The sequence below is a fragment of the Pantoea sp. BL1 genome (assembly GCF_000963985.1).
Classification (GTDB): Bacteria; Pseudomonadota; Gammaproteobacteria; order Enterobacterales; family Enterobacteriaceae; genus Pantoea; species Pantoea rwandensis_B.
Genome location: NZ_JZRH01000055.1, coordinates 25,707 through 38,514 on the forward strand (window position 1 = coordinate 25,707; position 12,808 = coordinate 38,514).

The following is a 12,808-nucleotide window of genomic DNA, read 5'->3' on the forward strand; positions in this document are numbered from 1 at the left end:
AGACTATAGCGCAAAGCGCTGGTGGAAACGCCAATAGCGTCCTGCTTTTGAGATTAATTCGTCATGCGTGCCCGACTCAATAATCTGCCCCTGGTCCATCACGCAGATACGATCCATTGTTGCCAGGCCACTGAGGCGATGGGTCACCATGATTACCGTCTTACCCTGACTGACCTGACGCAACAGCGTCAATATCTGCTGTTCGGTGGTGGCATCCAGGCCTTCGGTGGGCTCATCAAGCAACCACAGATCGCCGTTGTGCAACAGGGCGCGCGCAATGGCCAGGCGACGCAGTTCGCCTCCCGACAGCGGGCGGCCACCTTCGCCCATCCACGCGTTGAGCCCTTCATCATGTTCCGCCAAATGGGTGAGTCCAACCTGATGCAGGACTGCATTCAGTTGTTCATCACTGGCGGCAGGGTGTGCCAGCAGCAAATTATCGCGTAACGTCTGACTAAACAGATGCACGCGCTGCGTGACCACGCTGACACGTTGACGCAGACTTTTTTCGTCCCACTCGGCAAGGGGAATATTATTTAGTCGAATGTCGCCTTGCTGCGCCAGCCAGCCACGCGTGATCAATGCCAGCAAACTGGATTTGCCGCAGCCGGTGGGGCCGAGCAGTGCCAGATGCTCACCGGTTCGTAGCGTAAGCGAGAAGTGCCTGAGTACCGGCTCCGGTCGCTGCGGATAGCTGAAAGTGATCTTTTCCAGCGTCAGGCTGATGCCCGAATCAGAGGACACGGTCGAGGAGGGAAAACGAATCAGAGGCGCTTGCTCAATGATTTCCTGTACGCGCTGTGCCGCGCCACTGACCTGCGAAAGCGGCAAAAATGCGCCTGCTACCGGTGCCAGCGCTTCAAATGCCGCCAGGCCGCAGAACACGAAAAGCGCGATGAATGCGCCAGGTGCGCTATCGCCGCCTACGCCCGCTGCGGAGATCCACAGCAGCAAGACGACGGTCGAGCCGCTGATTAACAATAACAGGCTTTGCGCCAGCGCTTGCAGACAATGCTGATGCTGCTGAGCCTGCTGCCAGCGCATCTCTTCGGCATCCAGTTTTTTACGCCATAAGACCGCTGCACCATAAATTTGCAGTTCAGCCAGTCCGGTTACCCACTGCGTCAGTTGTAAACGCCAACTGGCTTGGTGCTGGGCGATGCGATGCCCGGCTGAAGTGCCTAATCGCCAGAAAAGCGGCGGCATGAGCAAAAGCGTCAGCAGCATCATTCCGCCCAACAGCAGCGCCAGTGGCACATCCAATATCGCCAGACCGCAAGTGACCACCACTATCACTACCGCCGCACCGGCCAGCGGTGAAATGACGCGCAGATAGAGATGGTCTAACGTATCGACATCACTGACAAAGCGGTTAAGCAGCTCGCCCTGTCTGAAACAGGCCAGTTGTTCGGGGGCCAGCGCGATCAGTTTGCTAAAGGTGAACACACGCAAATGCTGCAACACCCTGAAAGTGGCATCGTGACTGACTAAGCGCTCGAAGTAACGCGACGCAGTGCGAGTGATTGCCGCTCCACGCACCCCTGCTGCGGGCAACATATAGTTGAAACTGTACAGGCCAGCCACGCCCGCCAGCGATGAGGCGGCGAGGAACCAGCCAGATAGGGTGAGCAAGCCGATACTGGCGAGCAAAGTCGCAATAGCTAAGATGATACCCAGACTTAAACGCCACGGATGACGACGAAACAGACGCAGAAACGGCAATAGTGGATTCATCAGACAATCTCCTGCTGGCGATGCTGCACCATGGCACGCAACGGCCCGTCCTGAGCAATCAGTTGTTGCCACTGCCCCTGCTGCACCAGTTGCCCGGATTGCATCACCCAAACTTCATCCCAACTGGCAAGATCGTGAAGTTGGTGGGTGATCATGAGGGTAGTTTGCTGTGTGGCGGCCTGGTTTAATGCGCGCAACACATGCTGTTCACTTTGGCTATCAAGGCCTGAACCAGGCTCGTCCAGCAGCAGGAGTTGTGCCGGTTTCAACAGTGCACGCGCAACGGCGACGCGTTGCGCCTGGCCAACAGAAAGGCCCATTCCGCCATCGCCAATGGGTGTGTCGAGGCCTTGCGGCAAACGGGCGAGAAACTCATCCACGCCCGCCTGTTGTAAAACGCTGCGCAGTGTTGCTTCATCCATGCTGCTGTTGAGAGACAGGTTTTCGCGCAGCGTGGTCGCGGGCAAATGTGGGTTTTGACCCACCCACGCCAAATGCTGCTGCCAGCTATCACGGCCAATATCCCGCAGTTCATGCCCATTGACGCACAGCGAACCTTGATAGGGTAGAAAGCCGAGCAACACATTCATCAGTGCTGATTTTCCTGCGCCACTTTGACCCACCAGCGCCACGCGTTTATTCGCCTCAAGCGTAAAATTCAGCGGTTGTGATAACGCTTCACCTTTGGCTGTCATCACCACCAAATCCTGTGCTTCAAGGCTTAAAGGGGTATCGAAAGCGACTGACAGGCTGGAGGCTGATGCTGGGATTTCCGGACTTTCGTTAAGAAAACGATCCAGTGCATCGGCGCCGCCAACGGCTTGCGCTTTAGCGTGGTAAAAAGTACCCAGATCGCGCAGCGGCTGGAAAAACTCAGGCGCCAATATCAGTGCCAGGAATCCAGCAAACAGGGTCACACCCGTTCCATAATGACCAAAATTAAGTTCGCCAAGATAGGAGAAGCCGAAATAAACCGCGACCACGGCAATCGCCAGTGAGGCAAAGAATTCCAGCACCGCGGAAGAGAGAAAAGCAAGGCGCAGCACTTCCATGGTGCGCTGACGAAAATCCGTGGTGCTTTCAGCAATCGCCTGCTGCTCAGCGGCAGCCCTGTGGAACAGGCGCAATGTTTCACGCCCGCGCAGGCGGTCATAAAAATCGCCGCTCAGACGCGCCAGCGCGAGGAAATTTCGACGATTTGCATCGGCGGCACCCATGCCAACCATCGCCATGAAAATCGGAATCAGCGGTGCGGTCGCGAGCAGGATCAATCCGGCCGCCCAGTTAATCGGGAAGATGGCTATCAGGATAGCGAAGGGAATAAAAACGGCCAGAGACATCTGTGGCAGATATCGCGCGTAATATTCTTGCATCTCTTCAATTTGCTCAAGCAGCAGTGTTGCCCAGCTTCCCGCCGGTTTGCCCTGAACCCAGGCAGGACCTAATTCATTTAGCTTATCCAGTACCTGCTTGCGCAGAGCGCGACGGATGGCAACGCCAGCACGGTAACCTGCCATTTCCCGTGCATAGTGCAGACCCGCGCGAAGAGCAAAGCAGAACAGCAGCAGGATGAAATCAGTCAGCAGGGCACCGCGCGGTTGTTGGGCGACGATAAGATTCTGCAGCAGCGAGGCCAGTGACCAGGCTTGAGCAATAATCACCAGTGCACCGGCAAAACCGAATAGCGATGCGGCACGTAAACTGCTTGCGCCGTGGAGACGTTGCTGACGGAGCCAGCGAAGAAGATGTTGCTGCCGTGATTTTTCCATGCGAAGCCGTTTGATCACTGATGGAGAGAGGCAAAACCGGATAAAGTATCCGGAAATATTAAGCGCATGAACTTTAGCATGCAGGCAATAAAAAAGGCGACCAAAACAGGTCGCCTCTTTGCAATTATGATCAGCTTATTAACAAGTTACAGATCGGTTTTAACAAGCCCGTCAAGGTAGCGTTCTGCATCCAGCGCAGCCATACAGCCGGTACCGGCAGAGGTGATCGCCTGGCGATAAATATGATCCATCACGTCACCCGCCGCAAACACGCCAGGAATGCTGGTCTGGGTCGCATTGCCCTGCAGACCGGACTGCACTTTGATATAGCCGTTTTCCAGCGCCAGTTGGCCGTCGAAAATGGCGGTATTCGGGCTATGACCAATCGCCACAAACAGCCCGGCAACATCCAGCGTTTCCGGCTCTTCACCTTTGGTGGAAAGCAGTTTCACACCGGTGACACCCATCTGATCCCCGACCACTTCTTCCAGTGTGCGATCGGTGTGCAGTACGATGTTGCCGTTTCGCACTTTATCCATCAGACGATCGATCAGGATTTTTTCCGCACGGAAGCTATCACGACGGTGAATCAAATGGACTTTCGCCGCGATATTTGCCAGGTAAAGGGCCTCTTCCACCGCGGTATTACCGCCACCAATCACCGCGACTTCTTGATTACGATAAAAGAAACCGTCACAGGTCGCACAGGCGGAAACACCTTTGCCTTTGAACGCCTCCTCCGAAGGTAGACCCAGATAACGTGCGGATGCACCGGTCGCGATGATCAGCGCATCAGCGGTGTACTCACCGCTGTCACCCGTTAAACGGAAAGGGCGGTTTTGCAAATCAACCGTGTGAATATGGTCGAAAATAATTTCGGTGTTGAATTTTTCGGCATGCTCTTGCATACGTTCCATCAACGCCGGGCCGGTCAGATCGTTCGGATCGCCTGGCCAGTTCTCAACTTCAGTGGTCGTGGTGAGCTGACCGCCTTTTTCCAGCCCGGTAATCAATACCGGATTCAGGTTAGCGCGCGCGGCATAGACTGCAGCGGTATATCCGGCAGGACCGGAGCCTAAAATGAGCAGCTTACTGTGTTTGGCCGTACTCATGCGTTCCTCAGTTTTTTTGCGACAACATAGTTTTTGATTGTAGGGAAATTAGCGCAGCAAAAAAAGGTTTCAGCAATTTTGATAACAATCGCTGCAAGCGGCGTAGTCGATGAGTGCAAATTCTGCACGTCGATTGCGCCAAAAGGGGGCAATGCTCGGCAAATTCTGGTGCAGCAGCATAAAAATTCTCATTTAAAAACAGCAACCCAGAACTCTATCTGGCATCTTGTACTGAATTTGGATGTTTTACTTTGACAATCGCCTGCTGTTTTGCGAAAACATTACCAGAAGCGGAGAATATTTAGCGGTTCAAAACAGAATTTCATTTCTGTTTTGCACGTTTTTGCCGGATAAACTCAGTCTGACATTGGTAATGACGCATGATGTGGACAGACAACATACGTCATACGGATGGAAGCGTTACTGCACAGACTTATCGTCTTCACTTCAGTAAGGCCCTGAACAATGAGCGTTTTCAGGGTTTGGCAGGTAAAGGGAAGGAATTAAGAGAGACAATAATAATGGTAGACAATAAGAAACGCCCCGGAAAAGATCTGGACCGTATCGACAGAAACATTCTGAATGAATTGCAGAAAGACGGCCGTATTTCTAATGTTGAGCTTTCAAAACGTGTTGGCTTATCACCTACGCCGTGTCTTGAGCGTGTGCGTCGCCTGGAACGTCAGGGCTTCATTTTGGGTTACACCGCACAACTGAACCCACATTATCTGGATGCTTCACTGCTGGTATTTGTTGAGATTACTCTGAATCGTGGTGCGCCAGATGTGTTTGAACAATTTAACGCCGCTGTGCAAAAACTTGAGGAAACTCAAGAGTGTCACCTCGTTTCCGGTGACTTTGACTACCTGTTGAAAACCCGTGTACCGGACATGTCCGCCTACCGTAAGCTTTTGGGTGAAACCTTGCTGCGCCTGCCGGGCGTAAACGACACCCGTACTTACGTGGTGATGGAAGAGGTCAAACAGAGCAATCGTCTGGTGATCAAAACCCGGTAATGCAGGGCAGGTGCAAAACTTGCAGGAATTCGGTACACTCCTGTGAATTCATACAGGACCAGCGTCGGGCTTGCCCGGCGCTGTTGCCTTCTTAATTTACAGGCACCTGGAGAGTTCTCTTGAGCCAGGAATATACAGAAGATAAAGACGTTTCGTTACAACCGCTGAGCAGTGGACGCAGGCTGCTGGAAGCGTTGCTCATCCTTGTGGCCCTGTTCGCCATCTATTTGATGGTGTCGCTGGTTAGCTTCAATCCTTCCGATCCAAGCTGGTCGCAGACCGCCTGGCATGAACCGATCCATAATTTGGGCGGTAGTGTCGGCGCATGGCTGGCGGATACTCTCTTATTCATTTTCGGCGTGATGGCGTATGCCATTCCTCCGGTCATCATTGGTTTGTGCTGGATTACATTCCGTCAGCGCGATCGCCAGGATTACATCGATTACTTTGCGGTGGGCCTACGCCTGATTGGCGTGTTGGCGCTGGTGGTGACCACTTGTGGTTTAGCCGCGCTGAACGTTGATGACATCTGGTACTTTGCTTCGGGCGGTGTAATTGGCAGCCTCGTCAGTAATGCGATGGCGCCCTGGTTTAGTTCTGCCGGCGGGACTTTGACGCTGATCTGCGTCTGGGCGGCAGGCATAACCTTATACACGGGCTGGTCGTGGCTGACGATCGCCGAAAAAATCGGGAGCGTGGTGATGGGCGTACTGACCTTCGCCAGCAACCGCTCTCGTCATGACGAACCCTGGCAGGAAGAAGAGGAGTACGAAGAAGAGGAAGAGCATGCCGAACATGCTGCGCCTCCACTGCGTGCTGCGCAATCGCATGATGACGATGATGACGTTCTGCTGGCTAAACCGCGTAAGGTGGCTGAGCCTATCGCCGAACAGCTGCCGGATGATCCTCTGCTAGCTAAAGCCAGTGCCGCGACAGCCGCGGCCATTGCGGTGACCGCCGAAGCTGCACACCAGGCGCCCGTTGTGCCGTCACCCGTGGTCAATGCACCCGCCGAAGCGGCACCTGTTGCTCATACCCCTGAGGTGCCTGCGGCAGTAGCACCTGTTGCGGTACCGCCTGCGCCTGAACCGGTTATTCAACCCGCACCGCCGCTGTATCGCTTTGAAGTTCCGGGCGAACCGGCACCCTCAGCGTTTTCACCCGTTGATGACGATGAAGGGCCACGCATGGGGAACTGGCAGGATGCCGCTCAATCATCTGCTTCTTTGAACACTGCGGCAGCCGCAGCAGTGGGGGCAGCTGCTGCGAAAACGGCTTCTGCGTATACACCAGCCTTCGATGTGGTGCCGGAGCGTGATTACAATCCGCAGGTGAAGCAGGGTATTGGCCCTGAATTGCCGCGTCCGAACAAAGTTAAACTGCCAACACGTCGTGAACTGGCTTCTTACGGCATTAAGTTGCCGTCACAGCGTATGGCAGAAGACAAAGCGCGCGAAGAAGCCGAGCAGCTGTTGCCTGAAATGACAGCGACCTATCATGAACCCTCACAGGATCATGAAGAGGATACCGCCTTGCAGGAAGCACACCTGCGCGAAGCGTTTGCATCTCAGCAACAGCAGCGTTATGCAGAAAGCGGACAGCATCAAGTCGAAGAAGATGAAGAGGCTTTACATCAGGCGCAGTTGGCCAATCAGTTTGCAGCTCAGCAGCAACAACGCTATCAGCAATCTGAAACCAATGAAGGCCCGGTATTTAACCTTGATACTTCATCAGCCTTTGATTTTTCGCCAATGAAAGATTTGGTCGATGACGGCCCAAGCGAGCCATTGTTTACCATCGCTGCAACGCCTGAGCCGGAAGCACCTGCGCAGTGGCAACAACCTGCTGCACCACAATCCGAAGCGCCTGCGCAGTGGCAACAACCTGCCGCACCACAATCCGAAGCACCTGCGCAGTGGCAGCAACCTGCCGCACCGCAGCCGGAAGCACCTGTGCAGTGGCAACAACCTGCTGCACCGCAGCCAGAAGCCATGCCATCGCTGAATGAGCACAATAGCCCATGGTCGTCATCCGAGACCGAAAGCTATGCTGCGCCAGCAGAAGCGCCTCAACCGGTCGCCCCTGCGCAAGATAGCCTGTTCCATCCGTTCCTGGTTCGTCATGAACGTCCGCTAGAAAAGCCTTCTACGCCGCTGCCGACGCTTGATTTGCTGACCTCTCCGCCTTCGGAAGAAGAGCCGGTGGATATGTTCGCGCTTGAGCAGACAGCACGATTAGTTGAAGCGCGTCTGGCCGATTATCGAGTGAAAGCTGAAGTCGTCGGTATTTCACCAGGTCCCGTGATCACCCGCTTTGAGCTGGATCTTGCTCCTGGCGTGAAAGCTGCGCGTATTTCTAACCTGTCGCGCGATTTGGCTCGTTCGCTTTCAGCTGTCGCGGTGCGTGTGGTTGAAGTGATTCCGGGCAAACCTTACGTCGGCCTGGAATTACCGAACAAACATCGCCAAACTGTCTATCTGCGCGAAGTGCTGGATTGTGACAAGTTCCGCGATAACCCGTCACCGCTTTCGGTGGTGCTGGGTAAAGATATCTCGGGTCAACCGGTGGTGGCCGATCTGGCGAAGATGCCGCACCTGCTGGTTGCCGGTACGACCGGTTCCGGTAAGTCGGTTGGTGTGAACACCATGATCATCAGCATGCTGTATAAAGCCACACCAGAAGAAGTGCGCTTTATCATGATCGACCCGAAAATGCTGGAGCTCTCCGTCTACGAAGGCATTCCGCATTTGCTGACTGAGGTGGTCACCGACATGAAAGATGCGGCGAACGCGCTGCGCTGGAGTGTGGGTGAGATGGAACGCCGCTACAAGCTGATGTCTGCGCTGGGCGTGCGTAACCTTGCCGGTTACAACGAGAAAATTGAGCAGGCTGCTGCCATGGGGCGCCCAATTCCAGATCCATTCTGGAAGCCGGGTGACAGTATGGAAACCACGCCGCCTGTGCTGGAAAAACTGCCGTACATCGTGGTGTTGGTGGATGAATTCGCTGACCTGATGATGGCGGTGGGCAAGAAAGTTGAAGAGTTGATTGCTCGCCTGGCACAGAAAGCGCGTGCGGCAGGTATTCACCTGGTGCTGGCAACGCAGCGTCCGTCGGTAGATGTGATTACCGGCTTGATCAAAGCCAACATCCCAACGCGCATCGCCTTTACGGTGTCCAGTAAAATTGACTCACGTACCATTCTTGATCAAGGCGGCGCGGAATCACTGTTGGGGATGGGTGATATGCTTTACATGCCGCCTAACTCCTCAATGCCGGTGCGTGTCCATGGTGCCTTCGTGCGCGATCAGGAAGTGCATGCGGTAGTACAGGACTGGAAAGCGCGTGGACGTCCGCAATACATCGACAGCATTACCGCGGGTGAAGAGAGCGAGAGTGCAGCGGGCGGTCTTGATGGTGATGAAGAGCTTGATCCGCTGTTCGATCAGGCGGTCTCATTTGTGGTCGAGAAACGTCGCGCCTCTATCTCCGGTGTTCAGCGTCAGTTCCGTATTGGTTACAACCGTGCAGCGCGCATCATTGAACAGATGGAAGCGCAGGGTATTGTCTCTGAACCGGGCCATAATGGTAACCGCGAGGTGCTATCACCGCCGCCGCATGAGATGTAATCTAGCGCACGCCATGACTTACTTCTGGGCCAGTTAACACTGGCCCGTTGTTTATCTGCAGAACGATCCCCATATCGTTGGGAGCTTTCGGCTTTTTCTTCTGTCGAACAGACAGAGCGGCAACTACGTTTAATGCAGTAAGTGTCGGGAAACCATGAATAAGGAATCGAATCAGATGAAATTACGCGTTATTGCCTGCGGCCTGCTGGCCGGTTTTGTTTCTTCGTCGGTATTGGCGGATGCGTCGAGCGATTTGCAGCAGCGTCTGAACAAAGTGAACAGTTTCCATGCCAGCTTTAGCCAGAAAGTGACAGATGGCAGCGGTGCGAATGTGCAGGATGGTGAAGGTGAACTGTGGGTTAAACGCCCAAGTTTATTCAACTGGCATATGACCGCGCCAGACGAAAGCGTGATTATCTCCGATGGCAAAAACCTGTGGTTCTATAATCCGTTTGTTGAGCAAGCCAGCGTTAGCCTGCTGCAGAACGCCACCAGCAATACGCCGTTTATGCTGATTGCCCGTAATCAGCCAAGCGACTGGCAGCAGTACAACATCAAGCAGCAGGGTGATAATTTCGAGCTGACGCCAAAAAGCAGCGATGGCAACCTGAAGCAATTCACCATCAATGTTTCTGCATCCGGAACCATCAACAAATTCAGTGCGATTGAGCAAGATGGTCAACACAGTGATTATCAGCTGAAGAGCCAGAAAAACGGTGCGATTAGCCCAGATAAGTTCACCTTTACACCGCCAAAAGGGGTAACGGTGGACGATCAACGTCAGTGAGGTCGCGGTGAGTAACCTGTCCCTGGATTTCGCCTCTTCAAATGAGTTCCAGCCGCTGGCCGCGCGTATGCGGCCAGCCACATTGCAGCAGTATATCGGGCAACAGCATCTGCTGGCGGCGGGTAAACCGCTGCCGCGCGCGATTGAAGCCGGGCATCTGCACTCAATGATTTTGTGGGGGCCGCCAGGAACAGGGAAAACAACGCTGGCAGAGATTATTGCGCACTATGGCAAGGCGGATGTTGAGCGAATTTCTGCCGTGACATCCGGCGTGAAAGAGATCCGTGAAGCCATCGAGCGCGCTCGGCAGAATCGTCAACTGGGCCGCCGTACCATCCTGTTTGTGGATGAGGTTCATCGTTTCAATAAAAGCCAGCAGGATGCATTCCTGCCCCATATTGAAGATGGCACCATTACCTTTATCGGTGCGACTACCGAAAATCCATCTTTTGAACTCAACTCGGCACTGCTATCGCGTGCTCGTGTCTATCTGCTGAAATCGCTCACCACTGAAGATATTGAACAGGTGCTCACCCAGGCGATGGAGGACAGTGCGCGAGGGTACGGTAATAGCGATATTCTGCTGCCAGACAACACCCGGCGTATGATTGCTGAGTTGGTTAACGGCGATGCGCGTCGTGCGCTGAATACGCTGGAGATGATGGCGGATATGGCAGAGAGCAATGCGCAAGGAAAGCGTGAGCTGACGCCACAGTTGCTGAATGAAGTCTCAGGAGAAAGGGCGGCGCGGTTTGATAACAAAGGCGATCGTTTCTACGACCTGATTTCGGCGCTGCATAAATCCGTGCGCGGTTCGGCGCCGGATGCCGCTCTCTACTGGTATGCCCGCATCATCACGGCCGGGGGTGATCCGTTGTACGTTGCACGCCGTTTGCTGGCGATAGCTTCGGAAGATGTGGGCAACGCCGATCCACGCGGTATGCAGGTGGCTATTTCGGCATGGGACTGTTTCACCCGCGTCGGGCCTGCTGAAGGCGAGCGCGCCATAGCCCAGGCGATTGTTTATCTGGCCTGCGCACCCAAAAGTAATGCGGTTTATACCGCGTTCAAGGCGGCCATGCGCGATGCGCGAGAATTCCCGGATTACGATGTGCCTGAGCACCTGCGCAATGCACCCACCAAATTAATGAAAGAGATGGGGCTGGGCAAAGAGTATCGTTATGCTCATGACGAACCCAATGCTTATGCGGCCGGAGAGGTGTTCTTCCCGCCTGAAATGGCGCAAACGCGCTACTATCAACCTACCAATCGGGGGCTTGAAGGGAAAATCGGCGAAAAACTCGCCTGGTTGGCTGAACAGGATCAAAATAGCCCGATAAAACGCTACCGCTGATAAACGCCTTACGGTAAGGTGAGCAAGTATTTCAATGCATTCCAGTGGGATGCATCCCTTCATTCGTTCAACCAACCTTAATTACACAGGATAAGCATGCTCGATCCCAATCTGCTGCGTAATGAGCCAGACGCAGTCGCTGAAAAACTGGCACGCCGAGGATTCAAACTGGATGTGGAAACGCTGCGCTCGCTCGAAGAGCGTCGTAAAGTACTGCAGGTAGAAACTGAAAATCTGCAGGCAGAGCGTAATTCCCGATCCAAATCCATCGGTCAGGCCAAAGCGCGTGGGGAAGACATCGAGCCACTGCGTCAGGAAGTGAACGTGCTGGGCGAACGCCTGGATGCGGCGAAGGTTGAGCTGGATACACTGCAAAATACCATCCGCGATTTTGCCCTCTCGTTGCCTAACCTGCCGGTCGATGAAGTGCCGCTGGGTAAAGATGATACTGAGAATCAGGAAGTCAGCCGCTGGGGCCAGCCCCGCCAGTTCGATTTCCCGGTAAAAGACCACGTTGAGTTGGGTGAAGCGGTTAAAGGCCTGGATTTCGCTGCCGCAGTGAAACTGACCGGTTCACGCTTTATCGTGATGCAGGGGCAAATCGCTCGCCTGCACCGTGCGCTTAGCCAGTTCATGATTGATCTGCATACTCAGCAGCACGGGTATCTGGAAACCTACGTGCCGTATCTGGTTAACCATGAGACGCTGTTTGGTACGGGTCAATTACCTAAGTTTGGTGAAGACCTGTTCCACACCAAGCCTTTGGGTGAAGAAGCGGGCAGCAGCAACTACGCACTGATCCCGACGGCGGAAGTGCCGTTGACCAACCTGGTGCGTGATGAGATCGTGGAAGAAGAAAATCTGCCGATTAAACTCACTGCGCACACGCCATGCTTCCGTTCTGAAGCGGGTTCTTATGGACGCGACACGCGTGGTCTGATCCGTATGCACCAGTTCGACAAAGTTGAGATGGTGCACATTGTTGCGCCAGAAACGTCAATGGACGCACTGGAAGAGCTGGTTGGTCACGCCGAGAAAGTGCTGCAATTGCTGAATCTGCCATATCGTAAAGTACTGCTGTGCACTGGCGATATGGGCTTTGGTTCAGCCAAAACCTACGATCTGGAAGTATGGTTGCCGGCGCAGGATACCTATCGTGAGATCTCCTCTTGTTCCAACATGTGGGATTTCCAGGCGCGTCGCATGCAGGCTCGCTGCCGCAGTAAAACTGATAAGAAACCGCGTCTGGTACATACACTGAACGGTTCGGGGCTGGCGGTAGGTCGTACGCTGGTTGCGGTGCTAGAAAACTACCAGCAGGCTGACGGCCGTATCGAAGTACCAGAAGTGCTGCGTCCTTATATGGGCGGACTGGAAATCATTGGTTAACCCCAGCTTTCTGATAGT

The 12,808-nt window shown here is 54.2% G+C and carries 8 protein-coding genes; 5 read left to right on the plus strand and 3 right to left on the minus strand.

The features are described from left to right. Positions 1 to 3: 3 nt before the first annotated feature. The 3 genes from cydC to trxB form a co-directional block, all read right to left on the minus strand. Entirely contained in the window at positions 4 to 1,734 is a 1,731-nt protein-coding gene (gene cydC, locus VH86_RS21855) for a cysteine/glutathione ABC transporter ATP-binding protein/permease CydC (protein ID WP_045834090.1), read from the minus strand. Then, complete coding sequence (cydD, locus tag VH86_RS21860; protein ID WP_045834091.1) at positions 1,734 to 3,503, minus strand: cysteine/glutathione ABC transporter permease/ATP-binding protein CydD; 1,770 nt, start codon at positions 3,501 to 3,503, stop codon at positions 1,734 to 1,736. Before cydD ends, cydC begins: the two co-directional genes overlap by 1 nt. Positions 3,504 to 3,649: 146 nt before the next feature. Further along, positions 3,650 to 4,615 carry a thioredoxin-disulfide reductase gene (gene trxB, locus VH86_RS21865; protein WP_045834092.1) on the minus strand — a complete coding sequence of 322 codons (966 nt, stop codon included), beginning with the start codon at positions 4,613 to 4,615 and terminating at the stop codon, positions 3,650 to 3,652. Positions 4,616 to 5,136: 521 nt separating this feature from the next. On the opposite strand from trxB, the gene lrp reads away from it, so the two are divergent. The 5 genes from lrp (at position 5,137) to serS (ending at position 12,790) form a co-directional block, all read left to right on the plus strand. Further along, positions 5,137 to 5,631, plus strand: a complete 495-nt coding sequence (gene lrp, locus VH86_RS21870) for a leucine-responsive transcriptional regulator Lrp (protein ID WP_006118610.1) — start codon at positions 5,137 to 5,139, stop codon at positions 5,629 to 5,631. A gap of 119 nt (positions 5,632 to 5,750) precedes the next feature. Beyond that, positions 5,751 to 9,260: a DNA translocase FtsK 4TM domain-containing protein gene (locus tag VH86_RS21875; RefSeq protein ID WP_045834093.1), complete on the plus strand. Its 3,510-nt coding sequence runs from the start codon at positions 5,751 to 5,753 to the stop codon at positions 9,258 to 9,260. A 175-nt stretch (positions 9,261 to 9,435) separates the two neighbouring features. Then, positions 9,436 to 10,047 carry an outer membrane lipoprotein chaperone LolA gene (gene lolA, locus VH86_RS21880; protein ID WP_034820613.1) on the plus strand — a complete coding sequence of 204 codons (612 nt, stop codon included), beginning with the start codon at positions 9,436 to 9,438 and terminating at the stop codon, positions 10,045 to 10,047. A gap of 7 nt (positions 10,048 to 10,054) precedes the next feature. Further along, positions 10,055 to 11,401: a replication-associated recombination protein A gene (locus tag VH86_RS21885; protein WP_038647837.1), complete on the plus strand. Its 1,347-nt coding sequence runs from the start codon at positions 10,055 to 10,057 to the stop codon at positions 11,399 to 11,401. Between the two features lie 96 nt (positions 11,402 to 11,497). Further along, entirely contained in the window at positions 11,498 to 12,790 is a 1,293-nt protein-coding gene (gene serS, locus VH86_RS21890) for a serine--tRNA ligase (RefSeq protein ID WP_034820608.1), read from the plus strand. Positions 12,791 to 12,808: the final 18 nt, after the last annotated feature.